A 26,433-nucleotide genomic window follows, 5' to 3' on the forward strand; every position below is an offset into this window, starting at 1 on the left:
GAACGCGCTCCTCACCTCTGTCGACAGGACTATGCATTCCTGTTCGATGTGCTGAGGTTTCGATATGCTTCAGGGAGATATGGATAATGCCTTCAATCTGCCAGGAGCGCAGATTCTGCTGACCGGCGTGCCGAGCGGTGGCCTTTCATTTTTTTCATTGCCAAGCCAGCGGCCAGAAATCATGTTGCAGAGTGCTTTTCTGATGATGTCTCATCGACACAGCGCGATCGCTTTATCGGAGCTGAAAGCTGTGAACATGACCAAGTCACAGGAGAGACCTGGGCTTGAGTTGAGGCTCAGCTTGGACTGCATGGGGGTCGCGAGGATCGAACTCGCCTAAGGCGGATTATGAGTCCGCTGCATTCACCAGATTGCTAGACCCCCAGGGATCTGGCCACAGCTAGCTGGCTTGGGCCTGACGCGGCCCAGGGCCAGCACCTGTCCTCCCCCAGTCGAGGTGGACAGACGCACGTTTACCAGAGACCCCGAATCGGAGGCGGGGACCACTGACGCTGCGGCCTGTCCACCGGAACCACCGCCGCACCGCCGCTGCCGATGCTGGAGGAAAAGCCGTTGGGCACGTCTTCGGTCCGCCAGTAGAGCGGGCTGCTCTGCTGGCCCAGGAGTTCGGTGGCGGTGTTGTGCAAGGCCGAGGCATCCCAGACGATCCTCTGATCCGGGAAGCCCAGACCCATCACCTTGGTGCCGCCGTTGCCACCCATGGCAATGCCGAACAGATCGGTGATCTGGTGGGTGATGTCAATGCTGCGGGCAAAGGTGGGTGTGTAGGTGAAGAAGCGGTTCTCCACCAACTCGGCGGTGGTCTGCACCACAGCGCACCGAGTCACTTCCACTGGCCCGGCGGCGTTCATTCCGGCAGGGCCACTGCCCGCCAGCGGTGCTTCCAGAGTGGTGGTGCACACCACCGGACCGGTCTGGGCCTGCGCCGGCATGAGCGGCAGCATCAGCGTTGCGGCGGCACTCAAGCCAACCGCTCGCCGCCCGAAGCGCCCTGACCAACCTGAGGTTCCGATGGCTCCCGGACGGGGGGCTCGCCTGCGTTGCATCGCTCTACCGGCCTGTACCGGGGATACCCGTTTCGCCCTCAAACTAGGCAGGCCCGGGCTCCTCCACCAGCCCCCGTCAGCCACCTGCGCGACCGATGCCCCTTCCGTCCCATCCCGCCGCCGCCACCGCCATGGGCGCGATCGCCGGAACCCTGGCGGAGCAGCGGGCCGCCCTGCTGCCCCTGTTGGCCTCCAGGGCCTACCGGCACGGCACGTTCACCCTGGCCTCCGGCCGCAGCAGCGACCACTACGTGAACTGCAAACCGGTGAGCCTGGCCGGCCCGGGGCTGGCCCTGCTCGGTGCCCTGCTGCTCGACCAGGTGGAACCGGAAGCGGTGGCGGTGGCGGGCCTCACCCTGGGGGCCGATCCGCTCGTGAGTGCGGTGGCGATGCGCGCGGCCCTGGATGGCCGCGAGCTCGATGCCCTGATCGTGCGCAAGGAAGCCAAGGGCCACGGCACCGGCGCCTGGCTGGAGGGCCCGCTGCCGGCCGCGGGCAGCCGCATCACGGTGCTGGAAGACGTGGTCACCACCGGCGGCTCGTCACGCAAGGCCGTGACCCAGCTGCGCGAAGCCGGCTACGTGGTGGAACGGGTGGTGACAATCGTGGACCGGCAGGAGGGGGGCCTCGAAGCGATGACCGCCGCCGGCCTGGATCTCCGCAGCCTGTTCCTGCTGGAAGAGGTGGCCGCCGCCGCTGCAAGCGCCACAGGCGGCTGAGTTGCAGCTCTGGGCCTATCGCAGGTTCAACACCTGGTGACCCGTTCATCCACCATGGCTGCGACGCCGGCCTGCCATCCCCTCCCATGAGCAACGCCATCAGCCCCTGGGACCAGCCCCGCCACAGCGGCTGCCTCGTCCAGCCCGTGAGCCTGCTGCGGCTGGACGGTCCCGACACGCGTTCCTTCCTGCATGGCCAGACCAGCCAGGCGGTGGCCCAGGCCGCTCCTGGCCAGTGGCTGCGCACCTGCTGCATCAGCCCCACCGGCCGGATGCGGGCCCTGGCGGAGGTGCTGGTGGACGCGTCCGGCGCCTGGCTGGCGATCACCGCCGGCGATGGTGGCGCGGTGCGGACCGCCTTCGATCGGGTGCTCTTCCCGGCGGATCAGGTCCAGCTGGGCACGCTGCAGACGGGCTGGTTGATCACGCCGCTCAGCCCCGGCACCCCGGCGGAACGGCCGGAGCCGGCGGGGGGAACCTGGAGGGCCGTTGGCGAGCCGCAGGCTGAACCGCAGGCCTGGCTGCTCGGAGAGGAGCGGCTGCTGGTGCAAGGCGACGACCCTCTGCCGGCCGGCCTGGTGGCGGATCTGCCCGCAGCCTTCTCCAGCGGCGCCCCGCTCAGCGCCAGCGAGCACTGGAGGATCCAGCGGGGCCTGCCGGCCGCTCCCAACGAACTGAACGACGACACCAACCCCTTTGAGCTGGGCCTGGCCGAGCGGGTCAGCCTCAGCAAGGGCTGCTACGTGGGCCAGGAGACCCTGGCCAAGCTGGCCACCTACGACGGCGTCAAGCAGCAGCTGCGGCGCTGGCACCTGGCGGATGCCACGGCGGCGGCGGCCTGCACCGAACCCGGCAGCGAATTGCAGAGCGCCGACGGCAGCCGCGCCGGGCTGATCACCTCCGCCCTGGAGCTTCCCGATGGCCAGGGGCGGATCGGCCTGGCCCTGGTCCGCCGCCGCCACCTGGATGCGGTGGAACTGCGGGCCCTCGGCCAGGGGGAGCCTGAGTCTGGAGTGATGGTGACGCTGTCCTGCCCTGAGGCCTTCGCGCCACCGCCGGTGGGAGCCGGCTCTGCCGCCAGGCTCTGAGCGGAACGCAGCGGGAGGGGCCGAGACGGGCGATCCAGTGGCGTTCAGGCCAGTGGCGGGCGGGCGTCAGTCCCGATCCAGGAGCCAGCGGGCCACCGCCCAGGTGGCGAGGCTGTCGTCGCGATTGTATTGGAAGATCCGCTGCAGCCGCCCGGGGCTGTGGCGGCCACGGACCCGATCCTGATGCCAGTGGCGCCACTGCCGCCACCACAGCAGGCAGCGGGCTCCATCGACGCCGGGCTGGCTCCAGTGGAACCCGAGCCAGCCCGCCACCGGCTTGAGGCCATAGCCGTTCACCGGCAGGCGCCAGTGGCGCCGCAGCCGCGCATGCACGTCCACCAGGCGGCTGCGCAGACGCAGCACCTCCGCTTCGCTGGCGCCCTGGCGCTGGGCCAGGCGCAGGAGGGCCAGCGACTCGGTTTCGCCGTAGTGGAGCAGGGGCCAGTCGGGGTAGCGCGCCAGCAGGCGCCGCAGTCGGGCCCAGAGCCGGGGCTCACCGTGTTCCTGCAGGGCCAGCACCGCCAGATAGCGGCCTGTACGGTCTGCGCCGGTTCCCACCGGCCAGCACCCATCAGCGCCACGGGGCAGCACCAGGAAGCCGTGCAGGAAATCGTCGCGGGCGTCGGGATCGGATTCGATGTCGTAGAGCAGCACCCCCGGGGCCCGGGCCAGCTCCGGTAGGGCGGGTGCGGGATCGAGCCGCTCGGGGATGCCGCTGGCCTGCACCTGCGCCTGAGCCACCAGGGTGGCCGCGATCTCGCGGTGCTGCTCGCCATGGGCCTCGAGCTGATCGGCCAGCTGCTCAGGGTCGGCGGCCGCCAGGTCGGTGAGGCGGGCGATGCCGAGTCCCAGCAGCAGCTCGCGGCGTTTGCCGCCGATGCCGCTCACCTCACTGAGATGGCCCTCCCGGGCAGCTTCCCGGTCGCAGTGCCCCCGCCAGCAGCAGAGGGTGCATTTCTTGCGGTCGTTCACCAGCGGCGGCGGCTGGTCGTGGTTCAGCTCCTGGCCGAGGCGCTCGAGGCTGTCGTCCAGTTGGCGCATCAAACCACTGCTGAGGGCCAGCCGCTCCCTCTCCAGACGCCGCCCCTCGCCCGCCACCACCAGCCCCTCGGGCACCGGAGCCTGCTGGTGCTCGGCCAGCAGCCGGCCCCAGAGGGCGAGCAGCAGCCGGTGCTCACGCGTCACCCGGCGCCCCTGTCGGGCCAGCACCGGCCGGTAGCGGAAGGCGCCCCAGCGGCTGTCGCCCTCCAGCCGCTGCAGCAGGCTGGGGTGGGCTTCAACGGCCTGGCCGCCGCGGGTCCGTCCCCGCAGGCGCACGCCCACAACGCCGGCCTCCCCTCGGGCACAGGCCGCCTCACCGTGGCCGGGCCGGCTGGGCAGCAGGCTCTGGAAACTGCGCAGCTGGTCCTGCAGGGCCAGGGCCCGATGGGCGCTCCAGAGGCGCTCTTGCGGCGGGCCATGGCGATCGAGCCAGGCCCGCCGCCGGCAGCGCAGCCAGCCCCGCAGCAATCGGTCAGTGAGGGGAGCGTCAGTGATCGGAGCGGATCCAGTCGGCTGGGCCATCGCCGCAGGCTAGGGAGGCGGTGGCCTGCCCACCGGCCGGCACCCGGAAAGGCACCGGCGGGCGGGTGGGCTGCTACGACCAGGGCAGCGCCGCCTTGATTTCGCCCCCATGGCCTCTGCCCCCCTGCCCCTGGAGGCCAGCCCGATCGTCTTCGGCACCGATGGCTGGCGCGGCATCCTCGGGGTGGACATCACCGTGGAGCGCCTGCTGCCGGTGGCGGCCGCCGCGGCGCGCGAACTGGAGCATGCCGCGCCCGAAGGCCTCAGCAGCCGCGAGGTGGTGATCGGCTACGACCGCCGTTTCCTGGCCCCCGAACTGGCCGAGGCGATCGCAGCGGCGGTGCGCGGCGCCGACCTGGTGCCGGTGCTGGCGGACAGCGCCATCCCCACCCCCGCCGCCAGCTGGGCCGTGGTGGAGCGCGGCGCCCTCGGGGCCCTGGTGATCACCGCCAGCCACAATCCGCCCGAATGGCTGGGTCTGAAGATCAAGGGCCCCTTCGGCGGATCAGTGGAAGGCAGCTTCACCAAGCGGGTGGAGCAGCGGCTGGCGGCGGGCGGCATCACCGTGCCGATCCCCGGGGCCACCCTGCGCTTCGATGCCATGGGGAGCTACCTGGCGGGCCTGCGGGCGAAGGTGGACACGGCTGAGCTGAGCGCCGGCCTGGAGCGGCTGGGGCTGCAGGTGATCGTCGACCCGATGCACGGCTCAGCGGCCGGAGGCCTGCCCCGCCTGCTGCCGGAAGCTGCCGCTGCAGACCACCTCCGCGAGATCCGCTCGCATCGGGATCCCCTGTTCGGCGGCAACCCACCCGAGCCGTTGGCCCCCTATCTGGGCGAGCTGGTCGCCGAGGTGCGCGCCTCCACCCTGGCGGGCCGGCCGGCGGTGGGCATCGTCTTCGACGGTGACGGCGACCGCATCGCCGCAGTCGATGAACACGGCCGCTTCTGCAGCACCCAGCTGCTGATGCCCCTGTTCATCGACCACCTGGCCCGTGCCCGCCAGTTGCCGGGCACGGTGATCAAGACCGTGAGCGGCTCGGACCTGATGCAGCAGGTGGCCGAAGACCTGGGCCGCCCCGTGATGGAGAAGGCCGTGGGCTTCAAGTACATCGCCGCCGAGATGCTCAGCGGCAGGGTGCTTGTGGGCGGTGAGGAATCGGGTGGAGTGGGATTTGGCATGCACCTGCCGGAGCGGGATGCCCTGTTCGCGGCCCTGTTGCTGATCGAGGCCCTGGTGGAGGGCGGCCTTCCTCTGGGGGCCCGCATCGACGCCCTGCAGCAGCGCTGCGGCGGCGCCGCGGCCTACGACCGCCTTGATCTGCGCCTGCCGGACATGGCGACTCGCAGCCGTCTGGAGGCCTTCCTGGCGGACACCCCGCCGGCGGAGGTGGCCGGCGCCGCGGTGCAGGAGGTGATCACCACCGATGGCGTCAAGCTGCGCCTCGGCCCCAGCCACTGGCTGATGCTGCGGTTTTCGGGCACCGAACCGCTGCTGCGCCTCTACTGCGAAGCCCCGAGCCAGGACCGGGTAGACGCCGTGCTGCACTGGGCGCGGCAGCTCGCCGAGGGGATCTAAGCCGGGTCGCTCTCCAACCGCTGCACCACCGATGGCCGCCTCTTCCTCCCCAACATCCGTGCTGGTGATCGCCAGCGGCAATGCCGGCAAGGTCCGTGAGTTCAGCCATCTGCTCGCCGGGCTGGGCCTGGAGATCCGGCCCCAGCCGCAGGGCCTGGAGGTGGAGGAAACTGGCAGCAGCTTCGCTGAGAACGCCCGCCTCAAAGCCACCGCCGTGGCCCGCGCCACAGGCGCCTGGGCCCTCGCCGACGATTCGGGCCTGGCCGTGGAGGCCCTCGGCGGAGCTCCGGGCGTGCACTCGGCCCGCTACGCCGCCACAGACTCCGCCCGGATCGACCGCCTGCTGAAGGAGCTGGCCACCGCCCAGAAGGCTGACCCGGTCGCCAGCCGTGCGGCCGAGTTCATCGCTGCCCTGGCGGTGGCGGATCCCGGCGGCACCATCCGTCTGGAGGTGGAGGGGATCTGTCCGGGCACGATCCTCGCGACGCCGCGCGGATCCGGTGGCTTCGGTTACGACCCGGTCTTTTTCGTGGAGGAAGCCGGGCTGACCTTCGCGGAGATGGCCAAGACGGAGAAAGCCCGCCTCGGCCACCGCGGAAGAGCCTTCACCCTGCTGGAACCCCAGCTGCGCGCTCTGCTGGGCTGATCCATCTGGCGAGGTTCGGTGCGTCAGGACTTCAGCGGTGCCCAGGCCATGGTGGCGTTGAACTTCTGGCACCAGATCAGCACCGAGCCCTGCTTGCTGAGATCGATCGAGGCGGGGATGGTGTAGCTCTGCCCCCCTTGGCTCGTTTTCAGGGGCGCCAGGATCGTGTAGCTGCCGGGCTTGAGCGGGTAAGTGGGGGCCTTGCTGCTGGCCAGGGGGGTGGGGGACGGGCTGAAGACGATCTTCAGATCGGGGGCCGTGTCGCTGGTCTTGAAGTCCTTGCTGAGCTTGAGCACCTGCTTGCCGCCTTCGCTGTGGATCGAGAAACCACCGCTCACAGGTTTCTCCCCCATCCGGAAATTCCCCTTGGCCATGGCAGAGGCCGTCATCCCGGCGGCCTCTTTCTGCATGGGTTTGGTCATCGGTTTGGACATGGATTCGGCATGGAGCGCCGCACCCCAGAGCAGGGTGGCGCCGACCAGGGCCAGGGCAGAGGAGCGGGCCACGGGTGAAGAGAACAAGGTCATGACGAACGAGGACTGGGGGTGTGAGGGTGGGCAGAGGAGGTACCGGTGGGATGAGGTTTCTGATTGGGACGCCACCATTCCCTCCCACGGCAGTGCTGCAGCCGCTGCCCGTTCCGCCAAACCGATCAGGCTGCTCAGCGGTATCCCCATCAGACGGTGCCTGTTGATGGCGCCTGCTGACAGAGCCTGATCGGCCACTTCCCAGTGGAATTCCCTCCTCAACAACCGAATGTCGCTGCCGCCAGGCCCCTGGTGCAGGGGCTCGCGTCCGATCCGCCGAGCCCCACCGATCTCGGCGCGCTCTACGACGCCTACGGCGGGCCCGTCTTCCGCCTGGCGCTGCGGTTGTGCCGCTCGAACCAGGAGGCGGAAGACCTCTGCCACGATGTCTTCCTGCGTTACTGGAGGCAGGACCGCTACGAGCCCTCCCGCGGGCCGGTGCTGGCCTACCTGCTGCTGCTCACCCGCTCGATGGCGATCAACCGCCTCAATCAGCGGAGCAATCGCTGGCAGCTGGTGCAACGCTGGTCGGAGCAGCTGTTCCCGCAGGCCGTGCGCAGCCCCCAGGAGTCCGCCGAGGCGGATGACCTCAGCCAGCGGGTGCGCCGTGCCCTCGCGACGATCCCCGCCAATCAACGGCAGGTGCTGGAGCTGGCGTATTACGAAGGCCTGAGCCAGTCGGCGATCGGGCAGCGGCTGAACCTGCCCCTGGGCACCGTCAAGACCCGTTCCCGCCAGGGCCTGATCCGCCTGCGGGAGTTGCTGATTGATTTCCGGAGCACACCATGACACCGCACGACGCCAACCCAGAGGCCACCAACCCGGACGCCGCCGTCGATGCCCTGCTGGCCGGCCATGCCCTGGGGGATCTGGACGAAGAGGAACGGGAGCAGCTGACGCTGTTGCTGCTGCAACGACCGGAGCTGCACCAGCGGCTGGAGGACTTCCGCACCACCCTCGAGCTGCTGCCCCTGGCTCTGCCGGCGACGCAGCCGGCACCAGAGGGCGTGCGTCGCCGCTTGCTGAGCCCGGCGCCGCAACCCCAGGTCAGCCGCCGTGTGGCCGCTCCGTCGTGGCTGGTGCCTGGCCTGCTCTCCCTGGGGCTGCTGTTCCTCGGCATGGAGCTGCACCAGACCCGTCAGCAGCTGGCGCAGCTCCAGCTGACGGTGCCGCCTTCGGCCACCCTCATGCCGGCCAGCCGGCGCCTGCCTCTGCGGGCGATGGAGGGCCGCGACCAGGCGTTCGGCGAGGTGCTCGTGACCGGCAGCCCCACCAACAACATCCTGATGCTCAATGATCTGCCGCCGCCGCCGCCCCACCATGTCTATCGGCTCTGGGCCAACGTGAACGGCCGGCAGGTGGGCTGCGTCGCCTTCAAACCCACCGCCCAGGGCCATGTGGCCATGCTGATCCCGCCCTTTCCCACCAGCCAGGCCAGCAGCCTCAGCGTCAGCGTGGAAGCCGACCCCCTCGGCGCGGCACCCACCGGCCCGCGGGTGCTGACCAGCACGATCTGAGCCGCCATCGCGGCAATCAGCCTTGCGGCGCCTTCCTGAAACTCCTCATCCCCTATTCATCGCGTTTTCATCTCTCATTGGAGAGGAAGGCCGATAGGCTGGTTACTGTAAAAGATCAGGCAGAGCGCAAAGGGGAAGCCCTTGGGCCAGCTGGCAGCAATTTTAGTCGCGACCGCGATCATGGGTCTAGTGGCGCCGCCCATGATGCGGCTGGCCCTGTTGCCTGTCGAGACGTCTCGACAGAAGAGCAATTTCTCCCTGGCTGAATCCAACGCGATTGCCGTTTGAAAGCAGGCTGCAGAGGTGGGCCGGGTCGACTTAAAAGGTCTGACCATTCCTGAGATCTGCGAACAGTTCTGGCCGGACGACAATGCTATTCCCACCGGCCATAACACCGTCGTGGATAACTTCGTGGAATGTAAGATAGGTGAGGAGGGGGACAAATTCTTTGCAGTGGCCTGGCAGCCCTTGTATCTGAGTAGCGAACTTGGCGCTGGTGGCGACGACGGAACCGAGGACGAAACCGAGGACGAAACCGAGGGAGAAGCTGATATCTGCTATAGCCTTTACGATAAAAATGGTGATTGGCAAAGTGATAATGAAAAAAAGCGACTTGAATACGACGGCCAGAACGTATTCCGAGGCTCAGCCTCAGAGGTCGGACAAATTGCATTGGCGACCAAGTCTCCCCCGGGGAAATCGTTTTCTAGCAGTGCCGAGCTTTATGTGCGGGTTCACGACATCAGCGATGAAGATTGCTCCAAAGTAGATGCCTCGGTCAAGCCGCCCCAGATCAGCTCCGGAGGTGAGGACGGCGAATCCGATTCCAAGGAATGTACGGTGCCAAATTATGTGGGTAAGACATTCAGTGAAAGAAGTCCCGATAAATCTAAATGGAACGAAACCGGCAAAGGCAAATTTGATACTGATGGCTACCACAAAACAAAACTTGATTACCCAGCTCGCTCCGTGCAGGCCATTTGTCCCGACTAGAGTGGTACACAGATACTGTTCTGGCCATGGCGCGCAACGGCATCCAGTTCCAGAAGGGCCTGTCTCTGCCTGAGTTCCAGCGGCTCTACGGCACAGAGGAGCAATGTGAGGCTGCTCTGGAGAAGGCTCGCTGGCCGGATGGGTTCCGGTGCCCTCGCTGCAATGGGCATGAGCATGGCCTGGTTTACGGCCGACGACTCAAGCGCTACCAATGCCGCAACTGCAGCCATCAGACAACACTCACGGCCGGCACGATCCTGCAGGCCACCAAGCTCCCTCTGACAAACTGGTTCCTGGCCTTTTATCTGATCGGCCAGGCCAAGAACGGGATCTCCTCGCTGGAATTGAGTCGTCACCTGGGCGTCAACTACGACACCGCCTGGCTGCTTCACAACAAGATCCTGCGGGCGATGAGCGAACGGGAGGAGGAGTATCTGCTGCGGGGAAAGATTCAGATAGATGATGCCTACCTCGGCGGAGAACGCACTGGCGGCAAGGTGGGTCGCGGATCAGAAAACAAGATTCCGATCGTGGCAGCCGTCTCGTTGAACGAGTCCGGCCATCCGATCCACGCAAAGATCGCGCCGGTGAATAGCTTCAGTTCAGAGGCGATCGCTAACTGGTCCTTGAATAATCTGACTCCCGGTAGCGATGTACTCTCCGATGGCCTGGCCTGCTTCCGCGCCGTGACAACGGCCAACTGCCACCACAAGGCGAATGTCACCACCGGCAAGCACCCCAGCGACCTGCCGCAGTTCCGCTGGATCAACACCCTGCTGGGCAACCTAAAGACCAGCTTCAACGGCACCTTCCATGCCTTCAACTTTGACAAGTACGCCAAGCGCTACCTGGGCGGCTTCTGCTTCCGCTTCAATCGGCGCTTTGCCATGGCTGAGATGACCGAGCGCATCGCCAATGCAGTCTGCTGCTGCATGCCTTGCACGGAGCGGGATCTCAGGCTTGCGGAGGCTTATGGGTAATCAAGAAACAAAAAGGAACAAAGTCGTCGATCAGGATCCAAGCCCGGGCAAGAAGATTGACTGCGATGAAGACCTTGAGCTGGAGTTCGATGATTGAGGCCTGGACATGAATATTGTCGCCCTTCTGATCGCCGCCACCCTGCTCGGTATCGGAGCTCCCTTCATGGTGCAGCTGCTCTCGACGCCACTGCGCAGCAATACCGATCTCACCGGTCAGACCGCCGCCGATGCTTTCGCCGAACGGCTGCAGATTCAGCTGCGCCGCTCTGACGGCAATCTCACATTGGATGACAAAGGAGTTCTATCGCTTGATGGCAATGAGATCACCGCACCCGAGGGCTGCAATTTCAGCGACGAAAGCAAGGGGGCGAGTGGCATTTTCGTGAAATGTCCGAAGCCAGCGTCGCTTGATCCTGGCGTCGCTGCCCTGGTCACCGCAGCTCCCTGCGAGTCCGATCTCTTTCCCGCCCCCTGTCCCAAACCCTGAAGGCTCGGTTTGATTCCGCCATGGCGGAGCAGTATGAGCACACTGCGGCTACACCCTGATGACTGCGGACCGATCCCCTGGCTGTGTGGTCTGTGGTGAGCCGGAGGCAACGCCGGGAGTGCCGCTCTGCCGGAATCACCTGGAGCGTTGGCATGCCTATCTGGTCGACTGTGACGCCTCCTGCCAGCCGGTGGATCCTGGCCGCTGGCGGCGTGATGTGCTCCTGCCAGGGCGGCAGACAGCTGGGCGGCTCCCTGCCTGGCTGAAGCGGATCGTGGTGCTTGGGGGTAGCGACTTCCGCAGCTGGAACAGGAGTGACGAGCCCTTGCTGCAACCGGAGGCCACCCCCGATCCCGCCCTGACCCGCTGGTGCGACAAAACGGTGATGGATCGCATCCGTTTAGCCGAGACCTGGTCGAGTGTGCTGGTGTACGTGGGCGGCGTCGTGCTGGCGCTGCTCTTCCTGCTCGTGATCGTCTACGCCTTTGGACCAGAACCCAACCTGGCTTTGGTGCAGGTGGGGCTGATGGGGTTCGCGGCCGGGCTCTTGCTGTTCTACGGCGGCATCTACAAGGAACAGCTCTGTCACATGCGGTACCACCGCACCCGATTGACCCGGGAGCTGGTCGATGCCTTCCAACGCCCCCCACTGCACGAAGACACCTGAATGGGATCACGGAATTCGTTGAGCCACATGGTTTGAGCCTCGGGGCCTGGACCTAACCCAGGGGTGCCCAGCTGCCGTGCAATCCGTAGGGAATCGCCAGCGGCAGTTCCAGCACGGCCTGCTCGCTCAGGTCGGCGGCATGGAGGATCACCAGATCGCTGGCACAGCGGGCCCCGTTCCAGACCAGGTTCAGTACCCAGCCGTCGTCTTCTGCGCGGGGGGCGCTGGTCGCGGTCGCAGGCCGCGGCACCATCACCGGCTCACTGACGAAGCCCCGCGGCGCCGCACTCCAGACCCGGCGCTCGCCGGTGTGCAGATCAAGCTTCTCGATCGCCTGCAGCGGAGCGTTGCCCCGCTCACATTCGGCCACCGCCGTCCAGCCGTAGCGGGCATCGAGGCCCTGGCGCTCGGGGTTCACCATGGCGAACTCGCAGCAGCGCTCCTCCAGCACGGTGCTGGCGGCGGTGCGGTGCTCCAGATCGATGCGGGTGCGCACCAGGCGGCCAGCGGGGAGGGTGTCGAAGTCCACGGCGCGGAAATCCACGCCCGGATCAATCGACGGGAAGTCGTCGTAGAAGATCGAATCCACCACCAGCTCGCCTGTGGCGGCATCCTCGAAGGCGTTGAGGTGGTGGAACACGAAGCCCTCTGGCGCTGGCACCACGATCGGCGCCGTGGGTTCGGCGGCGGAGTCGCCAGCGGCCGTGGCGCCAGGGCGCGGCACGATCAGGAAGTGGCCCTGCTCGCCGGGCTTGGAGGCCAGGCACTGGGCCGCCCCCTTGAGACCCGCCACGAAGGGGAGGGGGTTGAAGGCCACGGCGTTCTGGAGGAACACGGCGTAGCGCGGCGTGATCGCGAAGTCGTGCAGGAAAGCGAAGCCGGCCACGCTGTCGTGACGGTCAGCCAGCAGCTGGCCGGCGCGCGGGCCGCTGGCGGCGAACTCCATCAAGCGGATCGTGCTGCGCGGGCCGGCCTTGACCCCGAAGGTGACCATGCGGGGCTCCCCGTGGTGCCCGGGATCGAAGCGGGGATGGGCACTGAAGGCCTCACCCTTGCCCAGCACCCCATCCAGCAGCGTGAGGCCTCGGGTCTCGAGTGTGTCCGGATCGAGGGCGTGGGGGGAGCTGGCCTCCCACAGGGCCAGCAGCTGATCGCCGAGCCGCACCACATGGGTGTTGGCGATGTTCTTCATGCGCAGATCGAAGGCATTGGCCAGCAGGCCACCGGGCTTCTGGCTGCCGAAGACGCCGCGATAGAGAAAGCGGCCCGCGGCCTCCTCCTCCAGCCAGCCCTCGGTGCGCACAAAGCGGTTGGTGAGCACGGCCTGGCCCGCCTCGAAGCGCAGGGCGGTGATCATGCCGTCGCCATCGAAGGGATGGTGCAGCCAGTGGCCGCCCCGCTCCAGCCGGCCCGGCCCGTTGCGGTAGAGGGTGCCGGCCAGGTCCGGCGGAATCGTGCCGCGCACGGCGTTCAGCGGCACCCGATCCAGTTCGCCGAGCACATTGCGGAATGCACTGGCCCAGTCGGCTCGGTCGTAGGCAGCTCCCGATCGGCCGGAGGCGGATCCGGCTGCTGCCGATCCTGTGGGGGATCCGGAATCACGACTGGGGGCGAGGGTCATGGGGAGGCGGGGAGGCGCTGGGGCATGGAACAGACTGCCGCCATCATCCCGTAACGGAGTGTGACAACGCGAGGCCGCGCCAGACGATCGGTCGCGGCCATGATTCCCGCAACGGCATCGGCGCCATGCAGCAGAGCAGCGAGTCCCCTGCCGCAGCGGATTCATCCCCCGGAGCGGTGATCGACTGGGCCGCCCTCGGCCGGATCCGGGAACTGGAGGAGTACTTCTCCGCCGACGCAGAAGGGTTCCAGGCGGCCATCCGCGCCGAGATGGCCACCATCACCGCCCTCCCAGCGGAGCAGCTCGATAAGCTGGCACTGCTGCGGGTGCTGGAGGTGACCAATGGCTGCCTGCAGTGGGGCTTCCGCCGCGGCGACGCCGAAGCCCTGTCCGCCGACCGCACCCGCGACTGCATGCGGACCGTGATCGGCTTCATCAACGATCGCAGCATCATCCTGCCGGATGGCGGCCGCGTCAGCTTTTCGCCGGCCGTGATCCGGATGATCGGCGAGGGCCAGGCCCTCTACCGCGAAGCCTTCAAACGCAACGATGCCGAGGCCCGGCGCCGCTATTTCGCCGCCTCCACCGCCCAGTTCCTCGTCTACGGCAAGCCCCGCATGGAGGCCGCCATGGAGCAGATCGCCACGGCCTTCGAGCCCCTGTTCGAGCGCTTCTGGCTGGAGCGGGGCCAGCGTTGGATCCGCCCCTATCTGGCCGCCCAGACCACGGTCGACTCCGGGAGCTGAACGGCGCCCAAGCCGCCGGCGACTCCGCGGCCCAACCAGCCGCTCAGGCGCCGGCGCGCTCCAGCACGCCCTTGCTGCTGGGCACCGCCCCGGCGCGGCGTGGGTCGACCTCCACCGCCAGCCGCAGGGCGCGGGCGAAGGCCTTGAAGCAGGCCTCAACGATGTGGTGGGAATTGGCGCCATCCAGCTGGCGGATGTGCAGAGTCAGGCCGGAGTTGTTGACCACGGCCACAAAGAACTCCTTCACCAGTTCGGTGTCGTAGCTGCCGATCTTCTGGGCTGGAATCTGCAGGCTGTAGCTGAGGTGCGGCCGGCCGGAGCAATCCAGCGCCACCTGCACCAGGGCCTCATCCAGGGGCGCCACGAAGTGGCCGAAGCGGTGGATGCCGCGCCGGTCGCCCAGGGCCTGGGCCAGGGCCTGACCCACGGCGATGCCCACGTCTTCGTTGGTGTGGTGGTCGTCGATGTGGGTGTCGCCCACGGCATGGATCTCCAGGTCCACCAGGCCGTGGCTGGCGATCTGATGGAGCATGTGATCCAGAAACGGCACCCCCGTGGCGGCCTTGCAGCGCCCGCTGCCGTCGAGGTTGAGGCTGACGTGAACGTCGGTCTCGCCGGTGACGCGATGGACGCTGCCGCTGCGGCCAGCGGCGGCGACGTGATCAGGGTCCAGGTGGGCAGACAAAGGGAAGCGCACAGGAGTGTGGCAATCATGCCGAAACCGGGGGCGCCGATCAGCGCACAATCGCCGTGAGATCCGCACCGGCATGTCCTCGCCGATATGCCCCCCGCCCCATGAACAACTGCCCCGAAGCGGTGCTCGCGGACCTTCGCGGCGGGCACCAGCGCTTTCTCAGCGGGGAGTCGCTGCATCCCCACAGCAGCCGGGAACGGATGCTGGAGGTGGAAACGGGGCAGCACCCGATTGCGGCCGTGCTCGGCTGCGCCGATTCCCGCGTGCCGGTGGAGCTGCTCTTCGACACCGGCTTCGGCGATCTGTTCGTGGTGCGCAACGCCGGCACCCTCTCCACCACCGCGGCGATCGCCTCGCTGGAATACGCGGTGGCCCACCTGGACGTGCCCGTGATCGTGGTGCTGGGCCACGAACGCTGCGGGGCAGTGGAAGCGGCCCTGAACCCGGGCCTGCCGCTCACCCCGAGCCTGGCCCAGGTGGTGGGACAACTGCGGATGGAGTTGTTCCACCTGGGAGCCCGCGAGGATCTGGAGCAGGCCTCCCGCCACCACACCCTCAACGCGGCCCGCAACCTGGTGGATTCCAGCGTGCTGCTCACCGATCGGATGCGCAGCGGCCGCCTGCAGGTGGAGGCGGCCTTCTACAACCTCCACTCCACCACGATCGACTGGATGGGATCGGTGATGCCGATGCGGCCTCACATCCCGGTGATGCAGTAGCCCGCATCCACGTAGAGCACCTGGCCGGTGATACCGCTGGCCAGGGGGCTGGCCAGGAAGGCGGCGGTGGCGCCGACTTCGTCCTGCGTCACGGTGCGGCGCAGGGGGGCCTTCTCCTCCACGTTGTGGATCATGTCGAGGATGCCGCCGATGGCGGAGCTGGCCAGGGTGCGGATCGGGCCGGCGCTGATGGCATTCACCCGCACCTGCTTGTCGGGGCCCAGCTCGGCGGCCAGATAGCGCACCGAGGCCTCAAGCGCCGCCTTGGCCACGCCCATCACGTTGTAGTTGGGGATGGCGCGCTCGGCGCCGAGATAGCTGAGCGTGATCACGCTGGCGCCCGGGTTGAACAGGGGCTTGGCCCAGCGGCACAGGGGCGCCAGGGAATAGGCGCTCACCTCCAGGGCCCGGCCGAAGCCCTCGGGGCTGATGTCGGAGTAGTCGCCGATCAGTTCGTCCTTGCCGGCGAAGGCGAGGCAGTGCACCAGCACATCAATCGAGCCCCATTTCTGCTTCACCTGCTCGAACACCGCCTCGATCTGGACGGGGTCCTGCACGTTGAGCGGTTCGAACAGGGTGGGAGCCAGGGGCGCGGTGAGCTCGCGCACCTTGGCCTCGAAGCGGCCCTTCTCATCCGGCAGGTAGGTGACGCCCAGCTCGGCCCCGGCCGCCGCCAGCTGCTGGGCGATGCCCCAGGCGATCGAGCGGTTGTTGGCGATGCCGGTGACAAGGGCCTTCTTGCCGCGCAGATCGAGGAGCATGCGGAAACGGGTCGGGGGCGATCGGGGGATTCTCCCCCACCCGCTCCCAGCTCGGCCCGGCCCAGGCCAGCGCCCGGTCAAGGCAAGGCCATGACCATCGCACCCAGGATCGGAGCCAACCCCGCCCTGCCGCCTTGGACGCGCGCGCGCCCCATGCCACCGCCATCGCACACGGCGACCTGCCCCGCAAGTTCGCCTCCAGGGCCGCCCTGGTACAGGCGCTGCGGCCCCTGCTCCTCAGCCCCGCCAGTGGCCTGAGCCCAATCCGTGGCGGCCGAGCCGCGGCCGAGCGGCGCCTGGCGGCGATCGATCCAGGGGCCTATGGCCGCAGCCGCAATGCCCTCGATGGCGCCGTCACGCGCCTGTCGCCCTACATCCGCCACGGCGTGCTCACCCTGGCCGAGGTGCGCGACGCGGTGTTCGCCTGGCTGGAGACCAGCGGTGCCCCCCGCGCCGCCGCCGCCAAGCTGATCGCCGAGCTGGGCTGGCGCGACTACTGGCAACGCCTCTGGCACCAGCTGGGCGACGGCATCTGGCACGACCGCGAACCGCTCAAGACCGGCCACCCCGCCCCCAGCTACGCCGCCGTGCTGCCAGCCGACATCCAAGACGGCAGCACCGGCCTGACCTGCATCGATGCCTTTGCGGCCGAGCTGATCGGCAGCGGCTGGCTGCACAACCACGCCCGCCTCTGGCTGGCCTCCTATGTGGTGCACTGGCGGCGGGTGCGCTGGCAGGCCGGTGCCCAGTGGTTCCTGCAGCACCTGCTGGATGGCGACCCCGCCAGTAACGCCCTCAGCTGGCAGTGGGTGGCCAGCAGCTTCAGCACCAAGCCCTACATCTTCAACCGGGCCAACCTGGAGCGCTACGGCGGCCAGAGCCTCTGCGCCCGCTGTCCTGCCGCCCGCCGCGGCGGCCCCGACGCCCCCGGAGGCTGTCCCTTCGACGCCGACTACGAGCAGCTGCAGCAGCAGTTGTTCCCATGGGCCACTGAGGCGCCGCCGGCTTCAGCTCCGGCTCCGCAAACTCCCAGCCCTCCACCCCCGGCGCCAGAGCCTTCCACTGCCTCTGCCTTCGGCCTCGCCGTTTCAGCTGGACCGCTGGCGCCCACGGGCACCAGCCGCCCCAATCCGGATCCACCCCAGCGACCGGTCCTCTGGATCCACGGCGAAGCCCTCGGCCCCGCCAACCCCGCCCTGCGGGCCTACCCGGGCCGGCCGGCCCTGTTCGTCTTCGACAGCGCCTGGCTGACCGGCACCACAACCAGCGGCCCGCCCCCCAGCCTGAAGCGGCTTGGCTTTCTGGCGGAGTGCCTGGTGGAGCTGCCGGTCACGATCCGCCACGGCGACCCAGCGGCCGAGCTGCTGGCGTTCGCGCAACGTCACGGCGCCGATGGGATCGTCACCAGCGCCGCCGTGGACCCGCGCCTCGCGGCGATCCAGGCCCAGCTCGCCGGCGCTTTGCCTCTCACGGTGCTGCCGCCCGAGCCTTTCGTTGTACTCGAGCAGGCGGTGGATCTGGGGCGCTTCAGCCGCTACTGGCGCCGCGCCGAGGCGAGGGTCTGGGCCGCCGCTGGCCGCGGAAGGCCCTGACCCCCAGGCCCTTGCGCAGGCCGAACCCCGAGGCGGCTGCATCAGGGCACACCCGCTGGCGGAGGCCCCATCGGCGGATCCTCGCCGAGCAGCTTGCGTTCCTGCTGCAGCACCGCTTCCGGATCGCTGAGCAGGTCGGCTTCCTCCAGCTGCGGGAAGGCCTCGGGCTTGATGTCCTGGGGGCGGCGGGGCGGTTCCACCCAGGTGAAGCTGCTGCGCGGGGCCCGGGCCGCACAGAGGGCCTCGAGCTCGCGCCGCAGCAGGCGCTGCACATCGGGGCGGGCCACCGCCGCGAAGAACTCCTGCTGGGTTGCCAGCCCGGAGCTGAACGGCGCCGTGCCATTGCCGTTGAACAGCCGAGCCGGATTGGGATTCCAGCGCGGCTTGCAGACCCCCTCCTGGCGGGTGTCGGTGTCCAGCCAGAGATGGAGGCCGTAGCCATCGGGCTGGCTCACCACCGCCAGGCCGTCGTGGGGCACCCGGCGCTGCAGGGGATAGAGGGCCCAGCTGGGATGGCGATGGGCGGGAACACAGCCGCCGATCAGGGCCACCAGCCCCCCCAGGCAGAGCAGAGCCGCCAGGCGGGAACGCTGGGGCGGCAGGTCATCCGTCAAGCCAGGCCGATCTCAAGTGGGTCGATCCTCCCCGAACGGCGGGCTGCTGCTGCAGCATCGGCGTCAGAACGCCGCCCCGGTCATGGCCCTCACCCCCTCGACGATGCTGCCGCTGGGGACCCCCCTGCCCCTGACGGAACTGGCCGAGGCCCTGACCAGCGGCAGCATCGAGCTGGTGGCCGGTGCCCCACTGGAGCCTGCGGCCCTGGGCGGCCAGCCGCTGCTGGTGCTGTTTCTCTGCGCCCACTGCCCCTTTGTGAAGCACATCGAACCGGAGCTGAGCCGGCTCCAGGCCGACTACGGCGGGCGGCTGCAGCTGATCGGGATCTCGAGCAACAGCACCCTCACCCATCCGCAGGACGGCCCGGCAGGACTCCAGGCCCAGGCGCAGCGCAACGGATGGACCTTCCCCTACCTGCTCGACCAGGAGCAGCAACTGGCGCACTCCTTGCGGGCCGCCTGCACGCCGGATCCGTTCCTGTTCGATGCCGATCTGCGCCTCGCCTACCGCGGCCAGCTGGACGGCAGCCGCCCCGGCAACGCCGTTCCCCTGGACGGGCGGGATCTGCGGGCCGCCATCGAGGCACTGCTGGCCGGCCGGCCCGTCGCACCGGAACAGACCGCCTCGATCGGCTGCAACATCAAATGGCCTCCAGGCCAGGAGCCGGCCTGGGCCCGCTGAAGGCCCCGCAATCGCGGTTCCTGCAGGCTGGAACTGGCCTTAAGGTGTCCGCCATGCAAGTGCCTCCCTTCAGTCTCAGCGAGCAGCTCCAGGACCTCGGGGAGGAACTCGACGCTGCCGTACTGCAGGTTCTGCGCAGTGGCCAATACATCGGTGGCGCCGGCATCGCCCGCTTCGAGGAGGCCTTCGCCAGGGCCTGCGGCGTGCCCCACGCAATGGGCTGCAACAGCGGTACCGATGCCCTGATCCTGGCGTTGAGGGCCCTGGGCATCGGCCCCGGCGACGAGGTGATCACCTGCTCCTTCAGCTTCTTCGCCACCGCCGAGGCGATCAGTGCCGTGGGCGCCACACCCGTGTTCGTGGACGTCGACCCGGACACCTATCTGATCGATCTGGATCAGATCGAGGCGGCGATCACACCCGCCACCCGTGCCCTGATGCCGGTGCATCTGTTCGGCCGCCCGGTGGACATGGAGCGGGTCTGCGCCATCGCCAGTCGCCACGGCCTGCGTGTGATCGAGGATTGCGCCCAGGCCACCGGTGCCCAGTGGGCCGGGCAACCGGTGGGCAGCTGGGGGGATGCGGGCTGCTTCAGCTTCTTCCCCACCAAGAACCTCGGCGCCGCCGGCGACGGTGGCGCCGTGACCTGCCGCGATGCCGCCGTGGCCCAGGCGGTGCGGGAGCTGGCGGTGCATGGCATGCCGCGCCGCTATCTGCACACGACCCTCGGCTACAACAGCCGTCTCGATGCCATGCAGGCGGCGGTGCTGAACGTCAAGCTGCCCCACCTGGAGCGCTGGATCGAGCGCCGTCGCGGGGTCGCCGCCACCTACGACGGGGCCCTGGCCGATCTGAAGGGTATCCAGCTGCCACTGGCCGGGCCGGCGGGGCACAGCTGGAACCAGTTCGTGGTGCGGGTCCCCAGCTGCCCCGGTGGCCAGGCCGCCTGCGGCGGCCAATGCACCCCCGCCTCCGACAGCGCCGACTTCGGCCTGCCGGAGGCCTGCTGCCGCGACTGGCTCAAGCAGCAGCTCCAGGAAGCCGGCGTGACCACGATCATCTACTACCCCATCCCGATTCATCGCCAGCCCGCCTACGCCGCCCTGGGCTACGGACCCGGCAGCCTGCCGGTCACCGAGCGCCTCTGCGCCGAGGTGCTGAGCCTGCCGATCTTCCCGGAGCTGCGTGCGGAGCAGCAGCAGCAGGTGATTGAGGTTCTCAAGAGTGTGATTCAGTCGGCCCTGAAGGTGTCTGTGCCGGCCTGATCGGTGCCGCTCAGCTACGGAACCATGCAGCAGCGAATCGAAACACTTCGTCCCCTCCTGATTGGTTAGTTGTGGGTGGCAAGCCTCACAGGGCATACCCAGGGTCGACCATCAACCGGGGTTCGATCAGCTCAAGGCTGCGAGCAATTTTTCCCTCATGATTTCACTCTCAAAGGTGGAGACCACACAAAAATCCCCTGGCCGGATCTGCTCGGCCAGCAAGGCCACTGCTTCGGATTCCAGTCCTGACTCCAATACCGCTGGCCCGTCGGGGCCGAGACTGCGCACTCCCTTGGCCAGAAGAGCAGGCACCATGTCTGGAGTTCTGTTCCTCCGTTCACTCCATGCGGCACAGACCACAAGATCGAAGCCCCAGGTGGCCTGACCAACCTTCTGCAGAAAAGCATCCGGACGGGTGTCCGGGGCTGAGCAGAGCAACATTCTGCGGCATGGCTCCGCCTCGGTGGCGGCCAGGGCGTAGCTGGAGAGGGAGGCCATCGCTTCAGGGCCATCGGCCCAGGTGAGCACGACTTGCCAGGGCTCGCGCATCAGAATTTCAAACCGCCCGCGGCGATGGCTCGCCTTGAGCCCATAATTTCGCAGCCCCTGGATGATCTGGTCTGCCTTGAGGCCAAGCCCAATGGCTTGTGCCGCGGAGAATGCTGCAGCTGTGGCAATCGTGCCGACGGCCCCATCGTCTGAGGCGGGAATCTCGCGCAAAGCGATAGAGAGGAGCTGCTGATCCTGATGGTGCAACTTGATGTTCCCCTGCCGCTCTCTGCTGTAGCTCGCCACCAGGTGTCCTGCTCTGCGGTGGGCGTGCCAGGCGCTGCACCCCGGATCCTCGCTCACCAGGGCGACAGTGGCGGGGTCTCGGTTCTGGGCCATGCCCAGTGTCAGAGGATCATCTGCATTCACCACCAACAGCTTTTCGGCAGCCTGGGCCACGACCGCCTTGATCCGGGCCAGATCTTCGCGCGAGCGAATACCGTCCATTCCGACGTGGTTATCCAGCACATTGAGCACGGCGGTCACATCAGCGCTCTCGATCCCCAGGCCGGCCATGAGGATGCCACCCCGGGCGACTTCCGCCACCAGGGCTTCGATCCGGCGGTCTTGCAGCAGCCACTGCGCCGGTCCGCCTCCCGCCAGATCACCGGCCTTGATCAGCTGCCCGTCCAGCTCCACACCCGTGCTGGAGCAGAGGCCCACCCGCTTCCCGGCATCGAGGAGCAAATGGGCGAGCATGCGGCTTGTGGTGGTCTTGCCGACGCTGCCGGTGATCAGCGCGATGGGGATCCGGCCCGCCTGTGGATGCTCACCCATCCAGAGGCGAACAATCCGCTGGCACAGATCGGTATCAGGATCGGCCAGGAGATGGGGCCGCAGGCCAGCGGAGAGGTTGGCCTCCAGCAGCCAGGTGCCGCCTTCACGCCAGCTCACGCCGATGTCACGACTGATCAGGTCGAGGCCCACCACGTCGGTACCGATCAGTTGGGCAATGTCCTCAGCGAGGCGGCGGTTGTCGGGATGCACCCGGGCGCTGCAATCGATTGCCGTGCCGCCCTGGGAGATGTTGGCCGTGCGGGAGAGCTGAACCCGCGTGCCGGCCGGAGGTAGGGACTCCTGAAAAAGATTCTCGGCCCATCGGCGCCGGATTCGTCCGTTTGCTTCGCGTTAATCAGGCTGGCAAGCGCGGTGACATCAAGTCGGCCAGATCTCAAAAGCATGGCTTGCAGATGCCCTCAGGCGCTCTGATCGCTGACCAGGCCATAAAAAAGCTGTAGATCCACCCAAAAAGAAGGACAAAAAAGAGGCGCAGCAGCCTCAAGACCTTTTCCGCGCACATCACGACAAAGGCCATCGAGATGGAGGATTCGGCACCAGCTGGTAGACGAGCCATGATCAGATCCAGGGAATACTTGCGCTTTCCAGAGCCAAAGACGCCTTCCACTTCATTGCGTCGAGCTTGATCAGATCGGAGCTGGTGCTTGTGTGCAGTGGTGACATCAGGATCCTTGGGCGGGCGACCCAATCGCTTGCCGGAGAGGCGAATACCGTTCCTCGTGCAGAAATGCCTATTCTTGGCCGTGATATAAATCCGGTCGGCGCAGATTCGCTCTGGGTAAGATCCTGTATCCAGCTTGTATTTTTCCGCCTGAGCGATAAGGTCTTCTCCTTCGTTGTAGGGGTTCCAGCTTATGCGGTGCAAGAACGGAAAGCCGTTTTGAACCGAAACACTGATTTTGGCACCAAACTCCACCGCAGCACGTGCTTTGCCTCGCACCATTGGGCGGATATGGGTCTGCACAAGGTTCACCAGGCGGTCTGGAATGCTGTTGGTCTGAGAGGCGAGCAGAAGGCCCTGCTGCCGCTCCAACTCGCTGCAGGCCAACAACTTCTGCCACCAATGCCTCTTGAGCTCAGAAAGCCTTGCCCCACGGCCGATCAGAGCATCAATGGCTTTGAGATTCTGCCGCACATATCCAAGCTGATGTTTAATGGCAGCCTTCACTTTTCGGCGGCGTGGCCGTTTTTGCTTCGCCACTCTCAGGAAATGAGCACGAGCAAGGCCACGGTCGTAGCGAGGTCGATGTCTCCTGAATCCCGATGACTGACTGCACAGATCATCAATGACTCGCTCGGTCGTTGTGCGAGCCTCGTTGAGGAGCTTGAGGTCTCTGGGATAGGTGATGTCGGCTGGAGTGCAACTGGCATCAATCGTGAGAGTGCCCCAATTCTTTCCTTCTGGCCAGTCAGCAGGCTTGATCAACGCATCAAGTTCTAGCTGAGCGCCTCCTCCACTGGAATCACGATCATCATGGTCGTCATCGTCTGCTGCCTGAGCAAGTGCTTCCAGAAGGATCTCTTTGCCGCGCTGCACCACCAGCTCGTTGATAAGGCGCAGATCCTCGTCAGAAAAACGCTTGCGAAAGTGCACCATCATCGAGGCATCAAACGGTGCCTTAGCTGTGTAGCCCGCAAAGCCGAGAAAGAACTGAATATAGGCGTTCTCTCTGATCTGATGGACTGTCTCTTCGTCGGTGAGCCCTAACTTCTGTTTGATGTAGAGAGCACCAAAGGCCATTCTCACTGATTTGGCTGGAGCGCCAATTGTGGCGCTGAATTGAGGGGCATAGGTTTCTTCCAGCTCATCCCATGGGATCAGCCCCTCCAGTTGAACCCAGCGATTCTCGGGATCAAGTGTGCCGCCAAATGGCAGGTGGAACTCCTTGATTGAGATCTGACCGTTATTGTGCCTCCGGTACATATTGAGCGATCAGGAGTAAAGGCAATCACGGATTGCCTGATTCACGGCTACTTTAGCGGTTTCTCATGCTTGAGACCAGCTGCGGCGCAATGGATCTGGATTTTTCAGGAGACCCGAGGTACAGATGCCAGCGTGAAGCCCTGCTCGCCCAGGATCAGATCGAGCCGGCCGTCCACCGGGACGCGATTCTTCAGGCGTTCATAGCCCACGCCCCTCTCCGGATCAGCGTTGAGGACTGCGATCTGCCTGTGCAGGGGTAGCAGGCCATCGCTGATGAGCGTTGCCGGTTGGCGCTGCGCCACCGCCAGCAACTTGCCCATCACCACCAGCAGGCGATGGTCTGCCCCCGTCAGGTTCTGCTGCAACAGCTGCCGCCCCTCGCCGCTCTGCTCCTGGCTCTGCCAGGCCTGTCGCAGTTCCATCGGGTCGCTCAGCCCGACCCATACGCCTCGGCCTTTGCCACCGGAAGCGGGCTTGAGCACCACTGGCCAGCCAATCCGTTCAGCGGCGGCCAGCGCATTCTCGAGTGTCTCGACTGTTTCCTGGGCCGGCAGAGGCACACCGCGATGTTTCAGCAGGTTGTGGAGAGCTTCCTTATGAGTTCGCTGAAAAACCCGGCCATCTCTGCGAAAATGGGCCAGTTGCCCAGCCCAGATGCGAGGTCAACGGGAGCGCAGCGGCTCCCTGTTCTCCTACGTGTCGATTGAGGATCGGATCCCGGCCGGCCATCCGCTGCGGCGGATCCGCAAGCTGGCCGATCAGGCCCTCGATCGCCTCAATCCCACCTTCTGTGATCTGTACGCCGCAGAAGGCCGGCCATCAGTGCCGCCGGAGCAACTGCTGCTGGCCTCGTTGCTGCAGGCGTTCTACGGCATCCGCTCGGAGCGGTTGCTGCTCGAGCAGCTCCACTACAACCTGCTGTTCCGCTGGTTTGTGGGGCTGAGCCCGGATGATCCGATCTGGCATCCCACCACATTCACAAAAAACCGGGAGCGGCTGCTGAACGAGCAGGTGATGGGGAAGTTCCTGGAGAAGCTGATGGGTGCTCCGGAGGTCAAGCCGCTGCTCAGTGACGAGCACTTCTCGGTGGATGGCACCTTGCTGCAGGCCTGGGCCTCCCATGCCTCGCTGGAGCGGATCGATGGGCAGGACGATCCGCCGCCACCGCCGTCAGGCCCTGGCGAGGGTTTTGGCGCTCCAAAGCTCGGCAAGAAGCGAGCGAAAGGGGATTTCCGCGGCATCAAGCTCAGCAACAAGACCCATCGCTCCAGCGTCGATCCAGACGCGCTGCTGTGCCGGAAGTCCAAGGCCCACCCCGCACTCCCCAGCTACCGGGGGCACGTGCTCATGGACAACCGCCATGCCCTGATCGTCGAATGCCGCGTCACACAAGCGACGGGCACCGGGGAGAGGGATGCCGCCAAAGCGATGGCGGCTGCCGTCCCCGGTGCCCACCAGAAGACCATCGGCGCCGACAAGCACTACGACACCAAGGGCTTTGTCGCCGAGATGCGCCGCATCGCCGTGACACCGCATGTCGCTCAGAACACCAGCCGCCCTGGTGGTTCCGCCATCGATGGCCGCACCACCCGCCACGTGGGCTACGCCAAGTCGATCCATGCCCGCCGCGGCATCGAGAAGGTGTTTGGCTGGATCAAACAGTGGGGAGGTCTGCGCCAGTTCAAGCTGCGCGGCACCGAGAAGGTGAGTGCGGTGTTCGGCCTGAATGTGATCGCCTACAACCTGATCCGCCTGGGCAACCTGCTCAAACCGGCGATGGCGGCGGCGTGAACAGGTGGTTGCCGAGAAGTGTGCCCAGACGGCAGTGATCAGGGTGCCCCAGAGGGGCCAAACACACCGAAACGCGTGCTCTGAACCGCTGAAACCCTGAAAACCAGACCGAAATGAGCTGCAACAGCTCTCAGGAGGGGAAAACGCGACGTCTCAGCTGGTTTTTCAGCAAACTCTTATTGGTGGCTGAGCGGGCAAAGAGTGGGGTGCGATCGGTGAGGGTCTCATGGAAGAGACGCAAGTGGCAGCCCTGTCCCAACTGGAGAAACCGCTGCCAATCCTTGTCCACCAGAGCAAACGGAATTCCCAGCTGATTGGCCGCCCGGGCCAGGTGGGCGTGGGTCTGGTTCCAGAAGCGGGAGCGCAGTGCGTTCCAGTGGTTGGTTGTGGTCGCATCAGGCAGGTTGCCCCGCCTCACTGCCTCAACGATATGAATGCTGAGGGCTGCGACCGCCTTGGCGGCCTTGGGGTCATCGACAGGCAGCCAGAGGCAGAGGGTTGTTGGCCCCTGATGCAGCAGCCGAACTGGTGCCTGCTCCAGCCGGGCGTGTTCGCTGCAGGCCAGAAGCAGCCTTGGCAGCACAGCGACCAACGGACCCTGGCAATCAGCCGGTGAGAGCCTCAGGCTGGTGGGAAGCGCCGTGAGCCAACGGGCCAGCCTCTCTGCGTCCAGCTCTTCAGCAGGGTCGACCCCGGTGAATTCGATGACAGCCCCGCTGCAGGGGGCTTGCATGTTGCCCTTGCGCAGAAAGCGGAGCCGAGCAACTTTCATGATTGATGGCTGAATAGCGCTCAGGGAAGGCTAAATTATGGTCAACTCACCATCGCATGAATTCCTGGATTTTCG

Annotated in this window: 28 protein-coding genes and 1 tRNA gene; 17 read left to right on the top strand and 12 right to left on the bottom strand. The window is 66.6% G+C overall.

Going from position 1 to position 26,433, the window contains the following annotated elements:
• Nucleotides 1-64: 64 nt before the first annotated feature.
• Nucleotides 65-340: a hypothetical protein gene (locus H8F26_RS05050; protein ID WP_197157947.1), complete on the top strand. Its 276-nt coding sequence runs from the start codon at nt 65-67 to the stop codon at nt 338-340.
• Here H8F26_RS05050 and H8F26_RS05055 read toward each other — a convergent pair.
• Nucleotides 312-384 (bottom strand) — tRNA-Ile (locus tag H8F26_RS05055). The two genes, H8F26_RS05050 and H8F26_RS05055, sit on opposite strands and share 29 nt — an antisense overlap.
• 89 nt (nt 385-473) lie before the next feature.
• Nucleotides 474-965, bottom strand: a complete 492-nt coding sequence (locus tag H8F26_RS05060; RefSeq protein ID WP_197158995.1) for an Occludin/ELL family protein — start codon at nt 963-965, stop codon at nt 474-476.
• Nucleotides 966-1,198: 233 nt separating this feature from the next.
• Between H8F26_RS05060 and pyrE the strand changes: the two genes are divergently transcribed.
• Together pyrE and H8F26_RS05070 are read left to right on the top strand one after the other, a co-directional pair.
• Nucleotides 1,199-1,786, top strand: coding sequence for an orotate phosphoribosyltransferase (pyrE, locus tag H8F26_RS05065; RefSeq protein ID WP_197158996.1), 588 nt, complete (start codon nt 1,199-1,201; stop codon nt 1,784-1,786).
• Nucleotides 1,787-1,872: 86 nt separating this feature from the next.
• Nucleotides 1,873-2,874: a folate-binding protein YgfZ gene (locus H8F26_RS05070; protein WP_197157949.1), complete on the top strand. Its 1,002-nt coding sequence runs from the start codon at nt 1,873-1,875 to the stop codon at nt 2,872-2,874.
• 66 nt (nt 2,875-2,940) lie between these two features.
• Here H8F26_RS05070 and H8F26_RS05075 read toward each other — a convergent pair whose 3' ends face one another.
• A complete protein-coding gene (locus H8F26_RS05075) occupies nt 2,941-4,437 on the bottom strand; it encodes a TM0106 family RecB-like putative nuclease (RefSeq protein ID WP_197157951.1) in 1,497 nt (498 codons plus the stop codon).
• Between the two features lie 109 nt (nt 4,438-4,546).
• Between H8F26_RS05075 and H8F26_RS05080 the strand changes: the two genes are divergently transcribed.
• Nucleotides 4,547-6,013, top strand: a complete 1,467-nt coding sequence (locus H8F26_RS05080) for a phosphoglucomutase/phosphomannomutase family protein (RefSeq protein WP_197157953.1) — start codon at nt 4,547-4,549, stop codon at nt 6,011-6,013.
• Nucleotides 6,014-6,044: 31 nt separating this feature from the next.
• Entirely contained in the window at nt 6,045-6,659 is a 615-nt protein-coding gene (rdgB, locus tag H8F26_RS05085; RefSeq protein ID WP_197157954.1) for an RdgB/HAM1 family non-canonical purine NTP pyrophosphatase, read from the top strand.
• Between the two features lie 23 nt (nt 6,660-6,682).
• Here the strand turns inward: rdgB and H8F26_RS05090 are convergent, their stop codons facing one another.
• Nucleotides 6,683-7,186, bottom strand: coding sequence for a DM13 domain-containing protein (locus H8F26_RS05090; protein ID WP_231605480.1), 504 nt, complete (start codon nt 7,184-7,186; stop codon nt 6,683-6,685).
• A gap of 204 nt (nt 7,187-7,390) precedes the next feature.
• Between H8F26_RS05090 and H8F26_RS05095 the strand changes: the two genes are divergently transcribed.
• The 6 genes from H8F26_RS05095 to H8F26_RS05125 all read left to right on the top strand — a co-directional run bounded on the left by H8F26_RS05095 (nt 7,391) and on the right by H8F26_RS05125 (nt 11,830).
• Nucleotides 7,391-7,975, top strand: a complete 585-nt coding sequence (locus tag H8F26_RS05095; RefSeq protein WP_231598106.1) for a sigma-70 family RNA polymerase sigma factor — start codon at nt 7,391-7,393, stop codon at nt 7,973-7,975.
• Nucleotides 7,972-8,703, top strand: a complete 732-nt coding sequence (locus H8F26_RS05100) for an anti-sigma factor (protein ID WP_197157956.1) — start codon at nt 7,972-7,974, stop codon at nt 8,701-8,703. Before H8F26_RS05095 ends, H8F26_RS05100 begins: the two co-directional genes overlap by 4 nt.
• A gap of 303 nt (nt 8,704-9,006) precedes the next feature.
• Nucleotides 9,007-9,696 (top strand): hypothetical protein, encoded by a 690-nt coding sequence (locus H8F26_RS05110; protein WP_197157960.1) that lies wholly within the window; start codon nt 9,007-9,009, stop codon nt 9,694-9,696.
• A gap of 26 nt (nt 9,697-9,722) precedes the next feature.
• Nucleotides 9,723-10,676 (top strand): IS1595 family transposase, encoded by a 954-nt coding sequence (locus tag H8F26_RS05115; protein ID WP_197157962.1) that lies wholly within the window; start codon nt 9,723-9,725, stop codon nt 10,674-10,676.
• A 106-nt stretch (nt 10,677-10,782) separates the two neighbouring features.
• Nucleotides 10,783-11,163, top strand: coding sequence for a hypothetical protein (locus H8F26_RS05120; protein WP_197157964.1), 381 nt, complete (start codon nt 10,783-10,785; stop codon nt 11,161-11,163).
• A gap of 58 nt (nt 11,164-11,221) precedes the next feature.
• Nucleotides 11,222-11,830 carry a hypothetical protein gene (locus tag H8F26_RS05125; protein WP_197157966.1) on the top strand — a complete coding sequence of 203 codons (609 nt, stop codon included), beginning with the start codon at nt 11,222-11,224 and terminating at the stop codon, nt 11,828-11,830.
• A 52-nt stretch (nt 11,831-11,882) separates the two neighbouring features.
• Here the strand turns inward: H8F26_RS05125 and H8F26_RS05130 are convergent, their stop codons facing one another.
• Nucleotides 11,883-13,451 (bottom strand): carotenoid oxygenase family protein, encoded by a 1,569-nt coding sequence (locus H8F26_RS05130; RefSeq protein ID WP_197157968.1) that lies wholly within the window; start codon nt 13,449-13,451, stop codon nt 11,883-11,885.
• 125 nt (nt 13,452-13,576) lie between these two features.
• On the opposite strand from H8F26_RS05130, the gene H8F26_RS05135 reads away from it, so the two are divergent.
• On the top strand, nt 13,577-14,197 hold the full coding sequence (locus H8F26_RS05135) for a hypothetical protein (protein ID WP_197157970.1): 621 nt from the start codon (nt 13,577-13,579) through the stop codon (nt 14,195-14,197).
• Nucleotides 14,198-14,240: 43 nt separating this feature from the next.
• Here H8F26_RS05135 and hisB read toward each other — a convergent pair whose 3' ends face one another.
• On the bottom strand, nt 14,241-14,882 hold the full coding sequence (gene hisB / locus H8F26_RS05140) for an imidazoleglycerol-phosphate dehydratase HisB (protein ID WP_197157972.1): 642 nt from the start codon (nt 14,880-14,882) through the stop codon (nt 14,241-14,243).
• Between the two features lie 110 nt (nt 14,883-14,992).
• Between hisB and H8F26_RS05145 the strand changes: the two genes are divergently transcribed.
• Entirely contained in the window at nt 14,993-15,610 is a 618-nt protein-coding gene (locus H8F26_RS05145; protein WP_197157974.1) for a carbonic anhydrase, read from the top strand.
• Here H8F26_RS05145 and fabI read toward each other — a convergent pair.
• Complete coding sequence (fabI, locus tag H8F26_RS05150) at nt 15,589-16,371, bottom strand: enoyl-ACP reductase FabI (RefSeq protein WP_197157976.1); 783 nt, start codon at nt 16,369-16,371, stop codon at nt 15,589-15,591. The genes H8F26_RS05145 and fabI overlap by 22 nt on opposite strands.
• A gap of 134 nt (nt 16,372-16,505) precedes the next feature.
• Here fabI and H8F26_RS20090 point away from each other — a divergent pair, with 134 nt between their 5' ends.
• Complete coding sequence (locus H8F26_RS20090) at nt 16,506-17,963, top strand: FAD-binding domain-containing protein (protein ID WP_197157977.1); 1,458 nt, start codon at nt 16,506-16,508, stop codon at nt 17,961-17,963.
• A 41-nt stretch (nt 17,964-18,004) separates the two neighbouring features.
• On the opposite strand, the gene H8F26_RS05160 is transcribed toward H8F26_RS20090, so the two are convergent.
• Complete coding sequence (locus H8F26_RS05160) at nt 18,005-18,577, bottom strand: hypothetical protein (protein WP_197157979.1); 573 nt, start codon at nt 18,575-18,577, stop codon at nt 18,005-18,007.
• 82 nt (nt 18,578-18,659) lie between these two features.
• On the opposite strand from H8F26_RS05160, the gene H8F26_RS05165 reads away from it, so the two are divergent.
• Both H8F26_RS05165 and H8F26_RS05170 read left to right on the top strand, forming a co-directional pair.
• Nucleotides 18,660-19,259 carry a thioredoxin family protein gene (locus tag H8F26_RS05165; protein WP_197158999.1) on the top strand — a complete coding sequence of 200 codons (600 nt, stop codon included), beginning with the start codon at nt 18,660-18,662 and terminating at the stop codon, nt 19,257-19,259.
• Nucleotides 19,260-19,312: 53 nt separating this feature from the next.
• Nucleotides 19,313-20,524, top strand: coding sequence for a DegT/DnrJ/EryC1/StrS aminotransferase family protein (locus H8F26_RS05170; RefSeq protein ID WP_197157981.1), 1,212 nt, complete (start codon nt 19,313-19,315; stop codon nt 20,522-20,524).
• A 126-nt stretch (nt 20,525-20,650) separates the two neighbouring features.
• Here H8F26_RS05170 and H8F26_RS05175 read toward each other — a convergent pair whose 3' ends face one another.
• From H8F26_RS05175 to H8F26_RS05185, 3 genes are all read right to left on the bottom strand, one after another.
• Entirely contained in the window at nt 20,651-22,060 is a 1,410-nt protein-coding gene (locus H8F26_RS05175; protein WP_197157983.1) for a Mur ligase family protein, read from the bottom strand.
• Nucleotides 22,061-22,244: 184 nt separating this feature from the next.
• Nucleotides 22,245-23,795 (bottom strand): IS5 family transposase, encoded by a 1,551-nt coding sequence (locus tag H8F26_RS05180; RefSeq protein WP_197157984.1) that lies wholly within the window; start codon nt 23,793-23,795, stop codon nt 22,245-22,247.
• A gap of 104 nt (nt 23,796-23,899) precedes the next feature.
• The gene (locus H8F26_RS05185; protein ID WP_197157986.1) at nt 23,900-24,355 is read right to left on the bottom strand and encodes a hypothetical protein; all 456 of its coding nucleotides are present in this window, start codon (nt 24,353-24,355) and stop codon (nt 23,900-23,902) included.
• A gap of 94 nt (nt 24,356-24,449) precedes the next feature.
• Between H8F26_RS05185 and H8F26_RS05190 the strand changes: the two genes are divergently transcribed.
• Entirely contained in the window at nt 24,450-25,586 is a 1,137-nt protein-coding gene (locus H8F26_RS05190; RefSeq protein WP_197154839.1) for an IS5 family transposase, read from the top strand.
• Between the two features lie 130 nt (nt 25,587-25,716).
• Here H8F26_RS05190 and H8F26_RS05195 read toward each other — a convergent pair whose 3' ends face one another.
• Complete coding sequence (locus H8F26_RS05195) at nt 25,717-26,358, bottom strand: hypothetical protein (RefSeq protein ID WP_197157988.1); 642 nt, start codon at nt 26,356-26,358, stop codon at nt 25,717-25,719.
• Nucleotides 26,359-26,433 lie beyond the last annotated feature (75 nt).

It is taken from the genome of Synechococcus sp. CBW1006 (genome assembly GCF_015840525.1).
GTDB lineage: Bacteria > Cyanobacteriota > Cyanobacteriia > PCC-6307 > Cyanobiaceae > CBW1002.